The sequence below is a fragment of the Streptomyces spinosisporus genome (assembly GCF_022698145.1).
Lineage (GTDB): Bacteria > Actinomycetota > Actinomycetes > Streptomycetales > Streptomycetaceae > Streptomyces > Streptomyces spinosisporus.
Genome location: NZ_JALDAX010000008.1, coordinates 268,771 through 288,170, shown reverse-complemented (window position 1 = coordinate 288,170; position 19,400 = coordinate 268,771). Strand labels below are relative to the sequence as shown.

General features: G+C 72.4%; 19 protein-coding genes and 1 pseudogene. 14 read left to right on the top strand and 6 right to left on the bottom strand.

The window, feature by feature from the left end:
- Positions 1-19 precede the first annotated feature (19 nt).
- Both MQN93_RS22775 and MQN93_RS22770 read left to right on the top strand, forming a co-directional pair.
- On the top strand, positions 20-616 hold the full coding sequence (locus MQN93_RS22775; protein WP_037781928.1) for a TetR/AcrR family transcriptional regulator: 597 nt from the start codon (positions 20-22) through the stop codon (positions 614-616).
- Between the two features lie 210 nt (positions 617-826).
- A complete protein-coding gene (locus MQN93_RS22770) occupies positions 827-1,591 on the top strand; it encodes an alpha/beta fold hydrolase (RefSeq protein ID WP_242711031.1) in 765 nt (254 codons plus the stop codon).
- 50 nt (positions 1,592-1,641) lie between these two features.
- On the opposite strand, the gene MQN93_RS22765 is transcribed toward MQN93_RS22770, so the two are convergent.
- The 3 genes from MQN93_RS22765 to MQN93_RS22755 all read right to left on the bottom strand — a co-directional run bounded on the left by MQN93_RS22765 (position 1,642) and on the right by MQN93_RS22755 (position 3,560).
- Positions 1,642-2,049, bottom strand: a complete 408-nt coding sequence (locus tag MQN93_RS22765) for a MarR family winged helix-turn-helix transcriptional regulator (RefSeq protein WP_016433419.1) — start codon at positions 2,047-2,049, stop codon at positions 1,642-1,644.
- 76 nt (positions 2,050-2,125) lie between these two features.
- A complete protein-coding gene (locus MQN93_RS22760; RefSeq protein ID WP_016433418.1) occupies positions 2,126-2,476 on the bottom strand; it encodes a VOC family protein in 351 nt (116 codons plus the stop codon).
- A gap of 205 nt (positions 2,477-2,681) precedes the next feature.
- The gene (locus MQN93_RS22755; RefSeq protein WP_242711030.1) at positions 2,682-3,560 is read right to left on the bottom strand and encodes a YhjD/YihY/BrkB family envelope integrity protein; all 879 of its coding nucleotides are present in this window, start codon (positions 3,558-3,560) and stop codon (positions 2,682-2,684) included.
- Between the two features lie 155 nt (positions 3,561-3,715).
- Here MQN93_RS22755 and MQN93_RS22750 point away from each other — a divergent pair, with 155 nt between their 5' ends.
- From MQN93_RS22750 to MQN93_RS22715, 8 genes are all read left to right on the top strand, one after another.
- The gene (locus MQN93_RS22750; protein ID WP_242711096.1) at positions 3,716-4,678 is read left to right on the top strand and encodes an SMP-30/gluconolactonase/LRE family protein; all 963 of its coding nucleotides are present in this window, start codon (positions 3,716-3,718) and stop codon (positions 4,676-4,678) included.
- A gap of 169 nt (positions 4,679-4,847) precedes the next feature.
- Positions 4,848-5,309: a fluoride efflux transporter CrcB gene (gene crcB / locus MQN93_RS22745; protein WP_242711029.1), complete on the top strand. Its 462-nt coding sequence runs from the start codon at positions 4,848-4,850 to the stop codon at positions 5,307-5,309.
- Positions 5,306-5,686: a DUF190 domain-containing protein gene (locus MQN93_RS22740; protein ID WP_016433414.1), complete on the top strand. Its 381-nt coding sequence runs from the start codon at positions 5,306-5,308 to the stop codon at positions 5,684-5,686. The genes crcB (MQN93_RS22745) and MQN93_RS22740 overlap by 4 nt, the downstream gene beginning before the upstream one ends.
- Positions 5,683-6,057, top strand: coding sequence for a fluoride efflux transporter CrcB (crcB, locus tag MQN93_RS22735; RefSeq protein WP_242711028.1), 375 nt, complete (start codon positions 5,683-5,685; stop codon positions 6,055-6,057). The genes MQN93_RS22740 and crcB (MQN93_RS22735) overlap by 4 nt, the downstream gene beginning before the upstream one ends.
- Positions 6,058-6,129: 72 nt before the next feature.
- Positions 6,130-6,966, top strand: a complete 837-nt coding sequence (locus tag MQN93_RS22730) for an undecaprenyl-diphosphate phosphatase (protein WP_242711027.1) — start codon at positions 6,130-6,132, stop codon at positions 6,964-6,966.
- A gap of 168 nt (positions 6,967-7,134) precedes the next feature.
- Positions 7,135-7,845 carry a FadR/GntR family transcriptional regulator gene (locus MQN93_RS22725; RefSeq protein WP_242711095.1) on the top strand — a complete coding sequence of 237 codons (711 nt, stop codon included), beginning with the start codon at positions 7,135-7,137 and terminating at the stop codon, positions 7,843-7,845.
- Positions 7,846-7,876: 31 nt separating this feature from the next.
- Complete coding sequence (locus MQN93_RS22720; RefSeq protein ID WP_242711026.1) at positions 7,877-8,893, top strand: asparaginase; 1,017 nt, start codon at positions 7,877-7,879, stop codon at positions 8,891-8,893.
- Positions 8,894-8,986: 93 nt separating this feature from the next.
- Positions 8,987-9,925, top strand: coding sequence for a glutaminase (locus MQN93_RS22715; protein ID WP_242711094.1), 939 nt, complete (start codon positions 8,987-8,989; stop codon positions 9,923-9,925).
- 9 nt (positions 9,926-9,934) lie between these two features.
- On the opposite strand, the gene MQN93_RS22710 is transcribed toward MQN93_RS22715, so the two are convergent.
- Entirely contained in the window at positions 9,935-10,705 is a 771-nt protein-coding gene (locus tag MQN93_RS22710; RefSeq protein ID WP_242711093.1) for an alpha/beta fold hydrolase, read from the bottom strand.
- 188 nt (positions 10,706-10,893) lie between these two features.
- On the opposite strand from MQN93_RS22710, the gene mptB reads away from it, so the two are divergent.
- Together mptB and MQN93_RS44240 are read left to right on the top strand one after the other, a co-directional pair.
- Positions 10,894-12,288, top strand: a complete 1,395-nt coding sequence (mptB, locus tag MQN93_RS22705) for a polyprenol phosphomannose-dependent alpha 1,6 mannosyltransferase MptB (RefSeq protein WP_016433407.1) — start codon at positions 10,894-10,896, stop codon at positions 12,286-12,288.
- Positions 12,285-13,661: a glycosyltransferase 87 family protein gene (locus MQN93_RS44240; protein ID WP_308404371.1), complete on the top strand. Its 1,377-nt coding sequence runs from the start codon at positions 12,285-12,287 to the stop codon at positions 13,659-13,661. Before mptB ends, MQN93_RS44240 begins: the two co-directional genes overlap by 4 nt.
- A gap of 35 nt (positions 13,662-13,696) precedes the next feature.
- Here MQN93_RS44240 and MQN93_RS22695 read toward each other — a convergent pair.
- Both MQN93_RS22695 and MQN93_RS22690 read right to left on the bottom strand, forming a co-directional pair.
- Positions 13,697-14,575, bottom strand: a pseudogene (locus MQN93_RS22695) (D-alanyl-D-alanine carboxypeptidase family protein); the annotation flags it as partial.
- 148 nt (positions 14,576-14,723) lie between these two features.
- Positions 14,724-17,522: a helix-turn-helix transcriptional regulator gene (locus MQN93_RS22690; RefSeq protein WP_308404370.1), complete on the bottom strand. Its 2,799-nt coding sequence runs from the start codon at positions 17,520-17,522 to the stop codon at positions 14,724-14,726.
- A 222-nt stretch (positions 17,523-17,744) separates the two neighbouring features.
- On the opposite strand from MQN93_RS22690, the gene MQN93_RS22685 reads away from it, so the two are divergent.
- On the top strand, positions 17,745-18,464 hold the full coding sequence (locus tag MQN93_RS22685; RefSeq protein ID WP_016433403.1) for an SDR family oxidoreductase: 720 nt from the start codon (positions 17,745-17,747) through the stop codon (positions 18,462-18,464).
- 48 nt (positions 18,465-18,512) lie between these two features.
- Positions 18,513-19,382: a DUF427 domain-containing protein gene (locus MQN93_RS22680; protein ID WP_016433402.1), complete on the top strand. Its 870-nt coding sequence runs from the start codon at positions 18,513-18,515 to the stop codon at positions 19,380-19,382.
- The last annotated feature ends 18 nt before the right edge of the window (positions 19,383-19,400 follow it).

Below are 19,400 nucleotides of genomic sequence, written 5' to 3'. Positions count from 1 at the left end.
GACGGATACACTGATGTCCATGCACCCCCGCACTCGCAGCTACCACCACGGCGACCTGCGCGCCGCCCTGCTGACCCGCGCCGAGGAGACGCTCCGGGAGAAGGGTCCGGCCGCACTGTCCCTGCGCGAGCTCGCCCGCGATCTCGGCGTCAGCCACGCCGCGCCGAGCCGCCACTTCAAGGACAAGCAGGCGCTGCTGGACGCGCTGGCGCAGAGCGGATTCGAGCGCATGGCCGCTGTCCTCGGGGCCTCGCAGGACGGTGTCCCGGAGAAGATCTCGGAGCAGGTCGAGGCGGTGGTCCGCGCCTATGTGGGCTTCGCCCGGGACAATGCGGCGCTGCTCGACCTGATGTACTCGGTCAAGCACGATCCGGAGGCGTCCGACGCGCTGCTGGAGGCGACCCAGCGCTGGTCGGACCTGGTCCTGCGGCTCGTCGCCGACGCACAGGCCAGGGGAGAGGTGCGGGAGGGGCCGCTGGAGCACACCGCCCTCCCGGTGTTCGCGACCCTGCACGGCTACGCCGACCTCGCGGTCAGCGGCATGCTGCCGCCCGAGATGGACGAGCACGGTCTGGACGTCGTGATCGCGTTCATCCTGCGGGGCATACGGCCGTGACCGCCGCGCCCGAAGCCGGGCGCCGGGAAAATGAGTTGGGCGGACGGAGGCCGGCGGGTAACGTGCGCGACGCCATGACGCCGACCGAGGAGGTGAGACCCATGAACGCTGTGACCGTGTGGGTGCTCCCTGTGGGGATCATGGCCGGCGACTGACGCAGGGGTCGCCGGGAGCGCCTCGACCGACAGGCCTCCCGAAAGGCAACCACCCGTGCAAGCTTTGCAGTTCACCGCCGAGACATCGGCGGCCGGCGTCCGCGAGCGCGACTTCACCCTGGGCGACATCCCCGGCGTGCTCTGGTCTCCCGTCTCCGGCCCCGAGCGCGCACCGCTGATCCTGATGGGTCACGGCGGCGGCACCCACAAGAGATGGCCGGCGATGACCGGCCGCGCGGAACGACTGGTGAACGGCGGCGGCTTCCATGTCGCCGTCATCGACGCCCCCGGCCACGGCGACCGGCCCCGCACGGCCCACGACGAGCAGGAGATCGCCGCACTGCTGCGGGCGCGGGAGGCGGGCGAGCCGGAAGGCCCGGTCGTCGTCCGCTACAACGCCCACCTGGCCGAGCGCGCCGTCCCCGAGTGGCGGGCGACCCTCGACGCCCTCCAGGAACTGCCGGAGATCGGCGCCGACGGACCGGTCGGCTACTACGGCCTCAACATGGCCACCGCGATCGGCGTCCCGCTGACCGCGTCCGACGCCAGGATCACCGCCGCGGTCTTCGGACTGCACTGGCCCGACGCCCTGGCCGAGGCGGCGAGGAGGATCACCGTCCCGGTCGAGTTCGACATGCAGTGGGACGACGAGCACATCCCGCGCGAGGCGGGCCTCGCTCTCTTCGACGCCTTCGCCTCACGGGAGAAGTCGTTGCACGTCAACGCGGGCAGGCACAAGGAGCTGCCCCGCTTCGAGGCGGACAGCGCGGTCCGGTTCTTCGTCCGGCACCTCGGCGGGACGGTGGCGGAGCCGGCATGACGTGACGGCACCGGTGTGACGTGTCCGGCACCGGGTTGACGTGACGGCCGCTACGGCATGGGTACGGCCCGGCTGCCCAGCAGTCGGGCCAGTACGTCGCGCTGCAGCGGCAGCACTTCGGCATGCAGGGCGCGGCCCTTGTCCGTCAGGGCGACCCACACCCCGCGCCGGTCCTCCACACAGACCGAACGCTCCACCAGGCCGTCCTTCTCCAGTCGACCGATGAGCCGGGACAGCGCGCTCTGGCTGAGGTGGACGCGTCCCACGAGGTTCTGCACCCGGCACTGATCACCCTCGCCGGGCGCCTCGGACGCCAGGATGTCGAGCACTTCGAAGTCGCTCGCGCCCAGGCCGTGCGGGTGCAGGACCCGGTCGATCTCGCACATCGTGCGGGCGTGCACGGAGAGAATGTCCCGCCACTTCTCCTCGAGTCGGGTGGCGGCCGATTTCACTGCCATGACCGCACGGTAACACCGAATCAGCTATTTGTTGACAGTGCAACCAATGCGGGTGCATGCAAATCTGTCTGTGCGGTCAGGCGGGCGGGTCCTGGAGCAGCCCCACGAAGTTGCCGTCCGCGTCCTTGACGAAGGCGATGAGCCGGCCGTTGCCGACGTCCTGCACGTCCTGCTGCACCTCGGCACCGGCGTCCACCAGAGCGGCCAGACGCCCGCGGATGTCGGAGACGTGCCAGTACGGCACCGGGCCGGTCATGCCCCTGGAGTGCCCGTTGGGGTCGAGCCCGACGTCCTGCCCGGCGTCCTTGAAGCCGACGTAGTACGGCTCGTCGGCATACGGCTCCACCTCCAGCAGAGCGCTGAACAGGGCCTTCGCCCGCGCGAGGTCCTTGACGGGGTAGATGACGGTCTGGATGCCGGCGGTCATGGCGTGCTCCTTGGCCAAGGGGATTCCGACGGATTTCGTCGGTGGTTCCACGCTAGGCCGGGGGAGCGGGGCTGGGCTTCTTCGATCCTGACCGGATGCCCAGGACGCTGCGGATGCCCGCGACACGACCGCTGCCGGAGGGTCCGCTCGGTGCCCGCCGTCACCCCGTCACGACAGGGTCCGCTCGGTGCCCGCCATCACCTCGTCACGACAGGGTCCGCCGGGACCGCTTCTGCCACGACCGCAGGGCCGCCGGAGGCTCCGGTCCGCCGCGGTCCGTCGGCCCGGGCGGCGCGACGTCCGGGGGTTCGCCGGGGCTGTCCACATGCCCGAACCACTCGCACACGAGCCGGCCGAGCAGCGCACCGCCGTAGACGACGAACCCCACGCCGACGAGCCAGGACTCCACCACCAGGACGGTGCCGACCGGTCCGTAGCTGATCGCGTTGGTGACCAGGAGCGGGGTGAACACCAGATACGAGAAGCCGCGCAGGCCGACCAGGCCCGCCATCGTCGCGAGCGCACCGGGCAGCAGATGCCGCCAGGGCACCTGGCGGCCGAGCAGGAAGTGCGGACCCCACCAGAAGAACAGCACGCCGACGCCCATGCTGAGCAGGATGCGGGGCGTGCCTTCCAGGACATTCCGCGTCTGCACCTGGGCATACAGGTACACCATCAGCATCACCAGCCACACCGCCTGCCGCCAGATCCGGTGCCAGGCGATGGAGGGCGTCTTCCAGATCCGCTCGTAGCCGTTCTGCACGCTCGATGCGAAGGACATGCCGAAGAACGCCAGCAGCGCCACACTCAGCACGCTGGTGGTGCTGATCACCTTGCGGGTCGGGCCGAAGACATGCGCGAGCGCGTCGGCGGACCGGCCGGACAGCGCCATTCCGTCCACCAGCCACAGGGCGAAGCCGCCGTGCCCGAAGGGGTCCGCCGCCGCGACCACGATCAGCAGCGGGGCCAGGGTGACCAGGGCGAGGGTCGCGAACCCCATGGCCCGGTGCAGCAGCTCCAGTTCCGAGCCGCGCCGGTGCAACTCGGCCAGCCCCGGCCGGTGCCGTGCGGCTGACCGCGACATGAGGACCACCCCTTCCTCCGGCCCGGGGCCACCCGTGGTGATGTGCAGAGTGGCCAGGAACGCCCCCGGACAAACCTGATCGGGTGACGCGGTACCCGATGGGCGGCCCCACCCATGCCAGCATGAACCGTCCCGACCTCGACGAGGAGGTTTTCATGGACCGTCCCGGTGAACTGATCCCGCTCCAGTACGTCGACATCGGTGGCCGCGGCCCCGAGGACGTCGTCGCGGACTCCCGCGGCCGGGTCCTGACCGGTGTGGAGGACGGCCGCATCCTGCGCATCGACGGACTCACCGATCCCGCGTCCGCGCGCGTCGAGGTGCTCGCCGAAACCGGCGGCCGGCCGCTCGGCCTCGAACTCCTCACCGACGACGCCCTGTTGGTGTGCGACGCCGAACTCGGACTGCTGCGCGTCGATCTGCGCGAGGGCATCGTCCGCATCCTCGCCGACGCGGTGGCGGGTCAGAGACTGAGCTTCTGCAGCAACGCGGTCGCCCTGTCCGACAACAGCGTGTACTTCACCGTCTCCAGCCGTCGCTACCCCCTGGAGCAGTGGATCGGCGACATCGTCGAACACACCGGAACGGGCCGCCTGCTGCGCCTCGCCCCCGGCAGCGAGACCCCCGAAATCCTGCTGGAGGGGCTCCAGTTCGCCAACGGGCTCGCGCTGAGCGCCGACGAGTCCTTCCTGGTCGTCGCCGAGACGGGCGCCTGCCGGCTCACCCGCTACTGGCTCGGCGGCCCGCACGCCGGGCGGAGCGAGCCCTTCGCCGAGCACCTGCCGGGCATGCCCGACAACATCTGGCGCGGCGCACCCGACGGCCCGATCTGGGTCTCGCTGGCCGGGCCGCGGGTGCCCCCACTCGACCTGCTGCACCGCGCCGCCACCGCCGTCCGGGCCGCCGCGGCCCGCATCGCCGTCCGCGCCCCCTACCGCCCCACCGGCACCATCGGCGTCCTCGCGGTCGACGACTCCGGCGGGATCGTCCACCACCTCGCCCACCGCCGCTCCGGCTACCGCATGGTGACCAGCGTGTGCGAGGCCGCCGGACATCTGGTGCTCGGCAGCCTGTGGGAACGGGGCATCGCGGTGTGCGAGCGGCCCGCCCCGAAGTGACCCGGGTACGGCCCGGGCGCTACCCTGTTGCCCGGCCGCGATTCCCCCCTCGCGGCGCGGCGGTGGGGCCCGCCGTACCCCAACCGCGGCCGTGCCGCCGCCAACGGTCCCTACTTGCGAACGGACGGCGCCCGCATGCCGGGCCCGGGCGAGTAGGAGACGTACGACCATGACAGCCCCCGAAACCGAGACCCTGCGCACGCAGCGCCGCAGCCCGCGCCCGCCCGCCTGGCGCGGCCAGATCCCCGTCGTCGCGGTGGTCGCGCTCGGCGGCGCCGTCGGCGCGACCGCCCGCTACGCACTGACGCTGTGGTGGCCCGCCCCGCCGGGCGGATTCCCCTGGGCGACCTTCTGGACCAATGTCGTCGGCTGTGCCGTGATGGGCGTGTTCATGGTCGTCATCACCGACGTGTGGGCCGCCCACCGCCTGGTGCGGCCCTTCTTCGGCACCGGTGTGCTCGGCGGCTTCACCACCTTCTCGACCTACGCCGTCGACATCCAGCGGCTCGTCGACCTGGGCCACCCCCGCACCGGCCTGGCCTACCTCGCCGCGACCCTGCTCGCGGCCCTCGCGGCGGTGTGGCTGGCGATGACCGCCGCCCGCCGCGTCCTGAAGTGGAGGCAGCCATGACGAGGCTGACCGGCACCGCCCTGCGCGTGACCGTCTTCATCGGCGAGAACGACACCTGGCACCACAAGCCGCTCTACTCGGAGATCGTGCACCGCGCACACGCCGCCGGACTCGCCGGCGCCAGCGTCTTCCGCGGCATCGAGGGCTTCGGCGCCTCCTCCCTGATCCACACCTCACGGCTGCTGTCCCTGAGCGAGGACCTGCCGGTCGCGGTCGTCATCGTCGACACGGAGGAACGCGTCCGTGCCTTCCTCCCGCAGCTCGACGAACTCGTCGCGGAGGGCCTGGTGATCCTCGACGACTGCGAGGTCATCCGGTACGTGGGCCGCGAGGGCGATCCCGGCGAAACGGGCAAGAAGGGTAAGAAGTCGTTGTGAACTGGCTGTTGGTCGTCGCGGGTGCCGCGGTCGGTGCCCCGGTGCGCTATCTCACCGACCGCGCGGTGCAGTCCCGGCACGACACGGTCTTCCCCTGGGGTACGTTCGCGGTGAACGTCTGCGGCTCGCTGATCCTCGGCCTGCTGACCGGTGCCATGTCCGCCGGAGCGGCAGGTTCCCACCTCCAGCTGCTGATCGGCACGGGCCTGTGCGGGGCGCTGACGACGTACTCGACCTTCTCGTACGAGACCCTGCGCCTGACCGAGACCGGTGCGGGGCTCTACGCTGCCGCCAACGTCGTCGGGAGCGTGCTGGCGGGCCTCGGCGCCGCCTTCGTCGGGGTGTCGGTCGCCCAGGCCCTGTGGGGGTAGGTGACCGGCCCTTGTCCCGGCGTAGTAAGACTTTCCGCAGCACTGTCGACCCACTCAGCAGAACTGGATCCCATGAGCGTCATTAACGTCGGTCAGGCCGTCGTCCTCGGTGTCGTCGAGGGGGTGACCGAGTTCCTCCCGGTCTCCTCGACCGGCCATCTGAAGATCACCGAGGGGCTGATGGACATCCCCGTGGACGACGACGCCGTGGTGGGTTTCTCGGCCGTCATCCAGGTGGGTGCGATCGCGGCCGTGCTCGTCTACTTCTTCAAGGACATCGTGCGGATCGTCACCGCGTGGGGCCGTGGCCTGGTGAACAAGGAGGAGCGGTACCACCACGACTACAAGTTCGCCTGGTGGGTGATCGCCTCCACCATTCCCATCGTGATCGTGGGGCTCGCGGCCAAGCCGCTGATCGAGGGTCCGCTCGCGTCGCTGTGGGTGGTGGCCGGTTCGCTGATCGTCGGCAGTGGTGTGATGTGGGCGGCGGACCAGATGGGCCGGCACAAGCGCGGTGAGGACGACACCACCTTCAAGGACGCGATGCTGGTCGGCTGCTCGCAGATCCTGGCGCTGCTCTTCCCGGGCTTCTCGCGCTCCGGCGCCACCATGTCCACGGCGCTGATCCTGGACCTGGACCGGGTCGCGGCCACCCGTCTGTCGTTCTTCCTCGGCATCCCGGCCCTGACCGGCGCCGGACTGTACGAGCTCAAGGACGCGCTGGGGACGGGGGTGGGCGCCGCGCCGCTGGCCGTCGGCACGATCGTCTCCTTCGTGGTGGCGTACGCCTCCATCGCCTGGCTGCTGAAGTTCGTCGCCAAGCACTCGTTCAACGCGTTCGTGATCTACCGCATCGTCGTCGGCGTGCTGCTGCTGGGCCTGCTCGGCACGGGCACCCTCAACAGCTGAGGGCCGCTGACGGTCGTATCGAGGTGTGAGGCCCGAGTCCGGGCCTCACACCTCATGCGTTTCGTCATCCGCCCGCCTTGACAGCTGCCACCCGTCACCCGCACCATCGCTCACGTGAACCTGTCAGACAGCCAGACAGCCGGTGGGGGCCCGCGACGCGTCAGCGCGATGGAAGCGGTCCTCGCGCATCTGCGCGGCGCCATCGAGCGCGGCGAGTACGAGGTGGGCGACAAGCTGCCCTCCGAGGCGGAGCTCTGCCGCACCCTCGAGGTCAGCCGGCCCGTACTGCGCGAGGCGCTGCGGGCCCTGCAGACGATGGGTCTGACCGTCTCCAGGACGGGCAAGGGCACGTTCGTCGTCGCCGGCGCGGTGGAGGACCCCACCTTCGGCGACTACGCGGCCAGCGATCTGATGGAGGTGCGCCGGCACGTCGAGATCCCGGTCGCGGGCTACGCGGCTCTGCGCCGCACCCCCGAGGACCTCGATCACCTGGCGCATCTGCTGGAGCGCATGGAGCAGGAGACCGACACCACCTCGTGGGTCGCCCTCGACACGCTCTTCCACCTGACGGTCGCCGAGGCCTCCCAGAACCCCGTCTTCCGCCGGGTCATCGAGGAGATCCGTGACGCGCTGGCGCGTCAGTCGGCCTTCCTCAACGAACTGGGCGGACGCCGCGAGCAGTCCAACCGCGAGCACCGGGCGATCATCGAGGCGCTGACGGACGGTTCCGAGCTCGACGCCGTGGATGCCATGGCGCACCACCTGGACCGCGTCGAGACGACTCTGACGGACATCGTGCACCGCGGGCGCACGGACGGCGCCGCACGCCCGTCCGCCGACTCCACCGACCACCGACCCAGCACCGGAGCAGGCGCGTGACCCTCGCGCCGTCCCCCTACAAGAGGCAGTGATGTTCAGCAGTTCCGTCGCGGACGCACCCCAGATCCGCGAGCCCCTCCACGCCCCCGTCGCCCACCTGATACGCGGCGGAGTCGTCGAGGGCATCCACTACGGTTCCGTCGTCGTCCTCGACACCGACGGCAAGGTCCAGCTCCAGATCGGAGACATCGAGGCCGCCTTCTACCCCCGCTCCGCCCTCAAGCCCGTCCAGGCGGTCGCCATGGTCCGGGCCGGGCTGCCGCTGGACGGCGAGCTGCTCTCGCTGGCCGCGGCCAGCCACTCCGGCGAGGAGCGCCATATCGCCGGCGTCCGGCGCATCCTCGGACTCGCCGGGCTCACCGAGGACCATCTGCGCAATGTGCCGGACATGCCGTTCGACCCGGTCGTCCGCGACACCTGGGTACGGGAGGGCCGTGAACCCTCCCGGCTCGCCCAGAACTGCTCCGGCAAGCACGCGGCCATGCTCTACACCTGCAAGCTCAACGGCTGGTCCCTGGACGACTACCTCGACCCCGCGCACCCCCTGCAGCAGGCGATCGCCGAGATCGTGGAGGACCTCACGGGGCAGCGCATCGCGCAGGTGACGGTCGACGGGTGCGGGGCCCCGCTGTTCTCGGTGTCGCTGCACGGGCTCGCGCGTGCGGGTGCCCGGATCACGACGGCGGTGGACGGCACCCCGGAGGCGCGGGTCGCCGACGCGATGCGTATGTACGCCGAGACGGCGTCCGGCGCGGGCCGGGACGTGGCCGCGCTGATGCACGCGGTGCCCGGGCTGCTCGCCAAGGACGGCTTCGAGGGGGTCCAGGTCGCCGCACTGCCGGACGGCCGGGCCGTCGCCGTGAAGATCGCCGACGGAGCGAGCCGGGCACGGATACCCGTGACCGCGGCGGGGCTTGCTCGCGCGGGCGTTGAGCCGGAACTGCTCACCGAGTTCACGGGGGAGCCGTTGCTCGGTGGGGGTGAGCCCGTGGGGTGTGTGCGTGCGGTGCGTGCTCTGGATCCGGTGCCGTTGGGTGCCTGCGCGTAGGGGGTCCGGGTTGGGGCGGGGGCTGCGGTCGTTTTCGGGCTGCCGGTCGTGTGTGGCTGGTCGCGCAGTTCCCCGCGCCCCTGGGGCGGCATGATGGTGATCATGACTACGGCGTCGTCCCACTCCTTCGAACCGGTCCTCGCGCGTATCGCCGAGGAGATCGAGCGGACCCCCGGCAGGGGCCGGCCCGCCGACTACATCCCGGCGCTGGCGGCGTGCGACCCGCGCCGGTTCGGTATGGCGGTGGCGGAGCTGGACGGCACGGTGTACGGCGTGGGGGACTGGCGCGAGCCGTTCTCCACGCAGTCCATCACCAAGGTCTTCACCCTCGCCCTCGACCTGGCCCGCGAGGGCGACGCCCTGTGGGAGCACGTGGGCCGCGAGCCCTCCGGCAACCCCTTCAACTCCCTGGTCCAGCTGGAGTACGAGAACGGCATCCCGCGCAACCCGTTCATCAACGCGGGCGCCCTCGTCGTCACCGACCGGCTGCAGACCCGTAGCTCGGACGCCTCGGGCGAACTGCTGGCCTTTCTGCGGGCGGAGAGCGGCAACCCCGCGCTGGACTTCGACCAGGACGTGGCCGCTTCCGAGTCCGCGCACGGGGACCGCAATGCCGCTCTCGCGCACTTCATGGCGTCGTACGGCAACATCGACAACCCGGTCCCGGTGCTCCTTGACCAGTACTTCCGCCAGTGTTCCGTCATGGCGTCCTGCGCCGATCTCGCCCTGGCCATCGGCTTCCTGGCCCGCCACGGCATCCGCGCCGACGGCGACAGGCTGCTCAGCCAGAGCCAGGCCAAGCAGGTCAACGCAGTGATGCTGACCTGCGGGACCTACGACGCCGCGGGCGACTTCGCCTACCGCGTCGGCCTGCCCGGCAAGAGCGGTGTCGGTGGCGGCATCATCGCGGTCGTGCCCGGACGCTGCACGCTGTGCGTGTGGAGCCCGGGGCTCGACGAGCGCGGCAACTCGGTGGCGGGAGTCGCGGCACTGGACCGCTTCACGACCCTGACCGGTCTTTCGGTGTTCTGAACGGCCGCTTCAGTCCAGGAACTCCGTCAGCAGCGGCACCAGCACGGGTGTGCGCCGCATCAGCTCGGCATGCGTGGTGCCCGGCAGCACGGCCAGCCGGGCTCCGGGGATGAGCCGGTGCATCTCGGCCGCGTGCTCGATGCGCACGAAGTCGGTGTCGCCGATGACCAGGAGCGTGGGCGCGGTGAGCCCGCGCAGGTCGTCGGCGGTCCAGGGCAGCGGGGCGTGGGCCGCGCCCGTGACCCTGCCGAGGAACTCCTCGAAGTGCTCGGGATGCGGCGCGACGGCCGCGTAGGCGTCGGCCCACTCCTGGAAGTCCTCCTGGCTCGGCAGCCGCGGGGAGGTGTAGTCGGGGGTGCGGACCTCCTCGTGGTAGCCGTCCTGGTGGTAGTGCGTGGCGGCGAGCACCAGGCGCCCGACGCGCTCGGGATGCCGCACCGCGATCTCCAGCGCGGTCAGGCCGCCGAGGCTGAAGCCGATGAAGTCGGCCTGCTCGATGCCGAGTCGGTCCAGCAGGGCCAGGACGTCCGAGGCGAAGTTCGGCACCGACATCTCGCGCTCGGTGTCGGCCGTGTGGCCGTGCCCCTGCAGCTCGGGCGCCACGATGCGGCGGCCCTCGCCGAGCGCGGGCAGCACCGCCCCGAAGGACAGGCCGACGGTGTGCACGCCTCCGTGCAGCAGCACCAGCGGACGGCTGCCGTCGTCGCCGGAGCCGTGGCGCTCGTAGTACATCTCCAGGCCGTTGACCTTCGCGTACGCGGAGTCGGAGGGCATGGTCATCACGTCCGTTCGGTAGGTGTCGGGAAGGGGGCGGAACGCTGGGTGCGACACAGGGGAGACCGGCCGGGCACGGCGAAATCATCGCTTCTGAAGCGGGATCACACGCCGGTCACATGCAGGCCCCCGCCCGGAAGGGGGCGCGTCAATCTCCGGCCACCCGGCGTTGACACGCTGACCGGGTGTTGGCCATGGCCCTTCCCGTCGATCTCCGCCGCTGCCAGGTGCTGGGCCTGGCCGGCACCGCCTTCCTCGCCCTGGGCGGTGAGTCGGCCGGTGCGCTGCCCGTGCGGGACCTGCTGGCACCGGCCGACGTGCACGCCGCCCTGGGCCTGGTCGGCGTCTACTTCGGCGTCGTCCTGCTGATAGCCGCCTGGGTGCTGCTCGGCCGGCTCGTGCGCGGCGCCGAACCGCCCACCCCGCGCGACCTGATGCTCGTGCTCGCCGTGTGGGCGGCCCCGCTGCTCCTCGCCCCGCCGCTGTTCAGCCGTGACGTCTACAGCTATCTCGCCCAGGGCGCCATGGTCGACGCCCACATGGACGTCTACGCCCAGGGACCCGCCCAGCTCGGCGGCCCGCTCGCCGACGAGGTCGCACCGCTGTGGCAGCACACCGGCGCCCCCTACGGCCCGGTGTTCCTCGCCCTCGCCTCCGCGCTGTCCGGCCTGACCCGTGGCGAGATCCCCGCAGGCCTCTTCGGGATGCGGCTGGTCGCCCTGCTCGGCGTGGTGCTGATGGCCGCCGCGCTGCCCCGGCTCGCCCGGCACAGCGGAGCCGACCCGGCCGCCGCGCTCTGGCTCGGCGCCCTCAACCCGCTGGTCCTGCTCCATCTGGTCGCGGGCGCCCACAACGACGCCATCATGCTCGGCCTGCTCGGCGTCGGCCTGGTCGCCGCCCTCGGCAGGTGGCCGGTCCTGGGCGCTGCCCTGGTCACCCTCGCCGCGCTGGTCAAGGCACCCGCCGTACTGGGGCTCGCCGCGGTCGTCCTCCTCCAGGTGCGGGCGGGCAGACCCCCGGCGAAGGCAGCGCTGACGACCGTGCTCGCCGCCGCGGTCACCACGGTCGCCGCGACCGCCCTCGCCGGCACGGGATACGGCTGGATCGGCGCCCTCGACACCCCGGTCTCCCCGCACAACTGGGCGCTCTCCAGCCTCCTCGGCCGCGCCACCGGCGCCCTGCTGGGCCGCTTCGGCAGCGACCTTGCGCCCCTGGCCCTGCCGGCCTGGCATCTGCTCGGCCTCCTGATCACCGCCGTCGCGGTGGCGGCCATATGGTGGCGACTGCGCCCACGTCCCGTCTACGCGCTCGGCCTCAGCCTCGCCGCGGTGGCCGCGTTCGGCCCGGCGATCCGCCCCTGGTACGCCCTGTGGGGGCTGTTCCTGATCGCCGCCGCGGCACCGACCACCTCGGTACGGCAACGGGTGGCGGCCGTGACCGGAGTGCTCGCGCTCGCCACCCTGCCGAGCGGCGGCCCGGTCGACAGCGGGCAGTTGATGCTCGCCGTCTCCGGCGGCGCGCTGGCCGTGGTCGTGCTGTGGCAGGCCCACCAGGCCGCGCAGGCACCGGCCGTGGGACGGACCGCGTGAAGGCTCCCCGCACCGACCGCGGCCGGCTGCTGCTGGTCCTCGCCGTGGCCGCGGTCGTCACCGTCTTCACCGCGACGGTGCCGCTGCTGCGCGACTGGTTCGACCTGCGGGTCTACTACGGGGCGGTCAACGGCTGGATCCACCACGGCGGACGCCTCTACGACTACCGGGTGCCGGGCACGACGTACGGCTTCACCTACCCGCCGTTCGCGGCCGTCAGCATGCTGCCCATGTCCCTCGTCGGCCTGCACACGGCGATCGCCGGTGCCCTGGTGCTCAACCTGGCGGCCCTGGTCCTGGTCCTGCACCTCCTCACCGAGGGGGCGTGGCGCCGCCACGGCTGGTTCGGCTGCGCCCTGGGCCTGTGCCTGCTCGCGCTGTACGAACCGCTGCGCGACACCTTCAGCTTCGGCCAGGTCAACCTCCTGCTGCTGGCCCTGGTGCTCACCGACGCCCGGCTGCTCGCCACCGGCCGGGAGCGCCTGGCGGGCGTCGGCATCGGCCTCGCCGCCGCGATCAAGCTCACGCCCGCGGTCTTCATCGGTCTGCTGCTGCTCGCCCGCCGATGGCGTGCGGCGGCCGTCGCGAGCGCGGTCACGGCGGCGGCGACCGGGCTCGCCGCATGGGTGGATCCGGCGGCCTCCCGCTTCTACTGGACCGAGGCCCTGTGGGACACCGACCGGGTGGGCCGCCTCGCCTATGTCTCCAACCAGTCGCTCCAGGGCATCCTGGCCCGGCTCGGCGTCATGGACCGCGCGGTGTGGGCCGGGGCGGTCCTCGTGGTCCTCGGCATCTGGGCATGGCGCACCCGGCGTGCCGTCGCGGCGGCCGACTGGCCGGCCGCGGTCGCCCTCACCGGTGCGACCGCGTGCCTGGTCAGCCCCATCACCTGGGTGCACCACCTGGTGTGGCTGCTGCCGGCGTTCGCCGTGCTGGTGCGCACCGGGCACGCGCGCGTGGCGGGCACGCTGTACACGGTGATGTGCACCAGCGTGGTGTGGCTGTGGTTCCACGACGCGTCCGGCATCGACGGCTTCCTCGGCAGCAACCTCTACACCTGGATCACCCTGGGGCTCCTGCTGTGGCTGCCGGTGGGTCAACTCCGCGCCGACAGCCTGCCCTTGGCCCGCAGCACCAGCGCCACGGCCACCGCACCGAGCACGACTGCACCCGAGACCACACCGGCCGTCGGCCACCCGGGGCCGCCGTCCGGGGCGACGGCCACCGGCGTGGCGTGCGGTCCCGCGACGGGCGTGGCGTGCAGTCCCGGTCCCGGCCGCGACCTGACCCGCAGCCCGTCCAGCGAGCCCACCGGTTCGACCAACCCGGCCGCCGCGAACCCCCAGTCCAGCAGCCGACGAGCCTCCTCGTAGACGGCGAATCCGCCGCCCTCCTGAGGGTTCATCACCGTGACCACGAGCGTGCGCCCGTCCCGGCGGGCCGCGGCGACGAGCGTGTTGCCGGCGTTGCTGGTGTAGCCGTTCTTCACGCCGATCAGGCCCGGATACGGCTCCACTCCGTCGGCACCGGTCAGCAGCCGGTTGGTGTTCCGGATGCCGTACGACCATCCGCCCCCGCCCGGGAAGCTCGCCTCGGCCGTGTCGCAGTAGCTCGCGAAGGCGGGGTCGCGCAGTCCCTCCCGGCCGAACACCGCCAGGTCGTACGCGGATGACACCTGGCCCGGCATGTCGTAGCCGTCGGGCGAGCGCACCTGTGTGTCCAGGGCGCCGAGGGAGCGGGCCTTGGCCTGCATCTGCTCGGCGGTGCGGTGCCAGCCGCCGTTCATCGAGGCGAGGACGTCCACGGCGTCGTTGCCGGAGTTGAGGAAGACCCCGCGCCACAGGTCGGAGACCCGGTACGTGTGCCCCTCGGCGACCCCGACCCTGCTGCTGCCGGGACCGATGTCCGCCATCTCCTCCTCGTCGACCGTGTGCTGCAGGTCCGCCGGCAGGACCGGCAGCACGGTCAGGGCGAACAGGGTCTTCAGCGTGCTGGCGGGCGGCAGTGCGCGATGGGCGTCGTGCGCGGCGAGCACCTCGCCGGTGCGGGCGTCGGACACCAGCCAGGACAGCGCGGAGACGTCCGGCAGCCCGGGTGCGTTCCGATGGGGCCGGACCACGGTGCCCTCGCGATACAGATACGACGGCTGCGGCAGCCCCGCCCGCGCCGGGGCGGGCGGCGTGGGCTCCGCACCGGCCGCGGCCGCCACGGGCGCGAACGCGATGACGCCCGCGACACAGAGCACACAGGTGGCGGAGGCCGCCCGGGATCGAAAATCGGTGATCATATGATCAACGTAGGAATGGGTCCGGCGTACGGGACGGTGACCGGGCCGGGAACGATCCGCTAGCACTCGGATGCCTCAGTGGGGTGGCGCGCGCGGCCGGTTCATGGCTCGGTCGCCGGGCGTCGGGCCGGATGTCCGGGGCCGTGGGTCAGCCGGCGGGGCCGCGGGGCAGGACGCGGTCGAGCTGGCTGCGCGAGGTGATCCCCAGCTTGGTGAAGACCTTCCGCAGGTGGTACTGGACGGTGCGGGCGCTGATGAACAGACGGGTGCCGATCTCGGGGTTCGACAGACCGTCCCGCGCCATACGGGCGATCTGCGCCTCCTGAGCGGTCAGTTCCTCGTCCCTGGCCGGGGTGGTGCGCCGGTGGGCCGTGCCTCCGGCCGCGCGCAGTTCGCGGGCCGCGCGGTCGGCGAACGCGGTCGCGCCCATCGTCTCCAACATGCCGTGCGCGGTGCGCAGTTGCTCGCGTGCGAGGCCGGGGTGCCGTTCCCGGCGCAGCCATTCCCCGTACAGCAGATGCGCCCGGGCCAGTTCGACGCGCATCCGGGTCCTGCCGAGGCGGGCGATCGCCTCGCGGTAGAGCCGTTCGGCCGCCTCGCCCTCGCTCAGCAGCGCTCGTGCCCGTGCCTCGACGCCGCGCACCCAGTCGGTGCCCGCGGCGTCGGCCATCACGCCGAGCCGGTCGCACGCGTCGGCCGCCGGACCGGCCGCCCCGCAGCGCGCGGCGGCCTCCGCCAGCTCGGCCAGGGTCCAGCACAGCCCGGCCGGATCATGGTCGTAGGCGTTGGCGCGCAGTCCGGCGGACATGGCCTCGTCGTAGCGGCCGAGAGCGTTGTTCAGGACGGCGTTCGCGCCCTCGGCGAAGGTGATACCGATGCCCTCGCCGCGCCGGGTCGCGTCCTCCAGGGTGGCCTCGATGACGGCGGTCGCGGCGCTCTCCTCGCCGCGCAGCGCGGCCAGGGCCATGGCGCCGTAGGGTGCCAGCCCGCTCCCGGTCGCCTCCTTGACCGCCTGCAGCTCCTCGGTCAGTGCCGCCGCCGAGGCCAACTCGCCCGCGAACAGCAGGACATGGGCGCGCGAGGTGAGGGCCAGCGGGAGTTCGCCGAAGGCCCCGGCGTCCCGGGCGAGGCGGACGTAGCGGGCCGAGAGGGCGGCCCACTGGTCGTCGTCCCAGATCCGGATGGCGGTGATGTTCGCCGGCCACATCCAGCGCAGTTGCTCCTCGGCCGACAGCCCGGACCGGAAGGCGGCCAGGGCCTCGCGCAGGACCGGGACCCCGGCCGCGTACCCGGTGTGCAGACCGGTGGCCGTGCCGTCGAGCAGGAGGTCGCAGGCGCGCGGGGCGTGCGGGGGCGGGGGCGCCGAGACGGCGGCGCGGGCCGCGTCCAGGACGTCGCCTCCGGGGCCTGCCAGCCGTCCGGCGAAGATCGCGGCCGAGACCGCGTCCAGGTAGGCCGCGCGGGACAGGTCCGCATCGACGGCTTCGAGCTGTCCCGCCGCCTTCAGCAGCAGGGTCGGGGCCTCGCCGCCGCGGGCGGTGCTGAACGCCAGTTGGGCCCGCATCGTGTCGAGGCCCGCCCGTTGTACGGCGGTGAGCGGTCCGGCCCCGGCCATGGCCAGCAGCTCCCGTGTCACGTCGAGGGCGCCGGTGCGGAGCGCTGCCCGGGCGGCGTCCAGCGCCCGTCCGGCCCGCCGCGCCGGGTCGAGGGTGAGCACGGCGGCCTGGTGCAGGAAGGCGGCCGACGCGGCCGTGCCGCCACGGGCCTGGGCCCGGCCCGCGGAGCGTTCGAGTTCGGCGGCGACGTCCTCGTCCGGCCCCGGGGCGGCCTGCGCACGGTGCCAGGCACGACGGTCGGGATCGAGCGTTCGGTCGGTGGCGGCGGCCAGGGCCCGGTGCGCCTCCTGTCTGTCCTGAACCGACGCCGACCGGTAGGCGGCCGAGCGGGCCAGCGGATGACGGAACCGCACCCGCCCACCGAACTCGGCGAGCCCCGCCTCCGTCACGGGGACCGCGGCCTCGCCACCGATCCCGAGCCGGCCGGCCGCACGCCACACCAGCGCCGGATCGCCGGACGGGTCGGCCGCCGCGACCAGCAGCAGCTGCCGGGCGTTTCGCGGCAGCGCGGCGACCCGCCGCAGGAAGTTCTCCTCCATGTCTCCCGAGAGCGCCGCCATGTCTCCCGACGGCGCTGCGGCGCCCGGAAGACCGAAACCCCCGGCCAGTTCGGCCGGTGCCCAGCCCCGTGTCAGCTCCAGCAGGGCCAGCGGATTGCCCCGCGCCTCCAGGACGATCTGGTCCCGTACTCGCGTGTCGATGGGCCCGGTCGGCACGGTGTCGAGCAGCGCTCGTGCGTCGGGCTCCGGCAGCCCCTGGACCAGCAGCTCCGGGACTCCCGTGAGGTCGCCACGGTCGCCGCGGGAGGCGAGGATCAGACCGATCGACTCCGCCCCCAGGCGGCGCGCGACGAACGCGAGGATCTGCGCCGTGGCCCGGTCGAGCCATTGCCGGTCGTCGACCAGGCAGATCAGCGGCTGCTGCTCGGCGACCTCGGACAGCAGGCCGAGCACGGCCAGGCCGACCAGGAACCGGTCGGGGGCCGGGCCGGTGCTCAGCCCGAAGGCGGTGCCCAGCGCGTCGCGCTGCGGTACGGGAAGGTGCTCCAGCCGGTCCAGCATCGGGGCGCACAGCTGGTGCAGCCCGGCGAAGGCGAGCTCCCGCTCTGACTCGACTCCCGCGGCACGTACGACACGGCAGTTGCGTGCCTGTGCGGCCAGGTGGTCCAGCAGGGCCGTCTTGCCCACGCCCGGATCTCCGTGGAGCAGCAGGGCCCGGCTCTCACCGGCGCGAACCGCCGCGATCAACCGGTCGAGCACGTCGCATTCCGCGCGGCGGCCGGTCAGCCCGGTCGCGCTGTCCCACCGCGGCGGACCCGCAGCATCACGCACACCACCACGCTATCCCGCCCACCGGCACCGACGGCCAGCCACTGGCGGATGCGCCGACGGTCGGGTGCGCCGCAGTCTGCAACTGACTTCCTGGACGCCTAACCGCTGTATCTGTCTTGACAGGTTAGGTGTGCGGTGATTGACTCCCATGGCAACCACTTAAAACGCTTACGAGGGTTAGAGGGGCCGGCGCCTGCCGGCCCGGCATCGAACGGAGCGGACATGACCGGACCCCTCAAGGACGAAACCGTGCTGGTCATCGGACGGGGCGGCGGAATCGCCCGAGCCGTCGTCGTCGCCGCGCGGGACGCGGGAGCGCGGGTCGTCGCCGCCGGACGCGACCGGCAGGCCCTCGCCGACGCCTACGCCGGCGAGCCCGGCATCGGCACCGAGACCGTCGACCTCACCGACGACGCATCCATCGCCGCCCTCGGCGAACGGCTCGGCTCCGTCGATCACGTGGTGTCCACCGCGTCGGCCCGCGCCCGCGGCCGGCTGGGCGATCTGGAGCGGGACGCGGTCCGGCGCTCGTTCGACACCAAGGTCATCGGCCCGCTCATGCTGGCCAAGCACTTGGGCCCCCGGATCGCCGAGGGCGGCTCGTTCACCCTGTTCTCCGGGGTCGCCGCGGTGAAGATCGCGGCCGGGACCCTGGCCGTGGCCATCACCAACGGCGCCGCCGACGTCCTGGCCCGCTCGCTGGCCCTGGAGATGGCGCCGGTCCGAGTCAACGCCATCTCCCCGGGAGTGATCGACACCGGCGCCTGGGACGCCCTCGGTGAGCAGGGCAAGGCCGACTACTTCGCCGACATCGGCGCCCGCAACCCCGCCCGGCGCATCGGCACCACCGACGACATCGCCAACGCCGCCCTGTTCGCCATGACCAGCACCTTCCTGACCGGCGTGACCCTGCGCATCGACGGCGGCGAGCCGCTCACCTGACCCACCCGGGCCGCCCCGGCCCCGGGCCGAGCCGAAAGGAACGAAACGATGGGACTGTCCTGGCAACAAGGACCGCTCGCCCCCGGAGCGGTCGGCCGCTTCCTCGTCCCCGAACCCCTGCCCGAGCGGATGCTCTTCGCGGAGCCGCTGCGCCGGCGCATGCGGGTCCGGTTCGCCGACACCTGGATCGCCGACAGCGAGGACGTCGTGCTGCTGCACGAGCCCGGCCGATACCCGGTGGCGTACTTCCCCGTCGGCGACATCGACGTCGGCGTACTGGAGTCGGCCGGGCACACCACCCGCCACGGCGACCTCGGGCCGACCGCCTGGTACACCGTGCACGCGGGCACGCAGAGCAAGCCGCGCGCCGCCTGGCAGTACACCGAACTGCCCGACCACGCCAGTGAGTTGAAGGGCCGCGTCGCCTTCGCCTGGCGGGCGATGGACGCCTTCTACGAGGAGGACGAGCGGATCGTCGGCCACGCCGCCGACAACTACCACCGCATCGACATCCGCCGCACCAGCCGCCATCTCGTCGTCCGCAGCGGCGACCGCGTCGTCGCCGACTCCCGGCGGCCGCTGGTCCTCTACGAGTCCGGGTTCGCGCCCCGCTGGTACGTGCCGCGCGCCGACGTGGACGAGACGGCACTGACGCCGGCCGACACCCGCACGTTCTGCCCCTACAAGGGACTGTGCGACTACTACGACATCGCACAGACGCGGCGCGCCGCCTGGTCGTACCGCAACGCCTACCGTGAGGTCGACCGCATCGAGGACCTGGTGTCCTTCGAGCCCGACGAGGTCGAAGTACACCTGGACGGTGTCCGGCTGCGCCTCGAACCCGGCCAGAAAGTCGTCTCGCACGGCGTCGACCGCAACCTCGACCTCGACGAGACGGCCCCTGTCCCACAGCCGTGAGCAAGGACACGAGGAAGG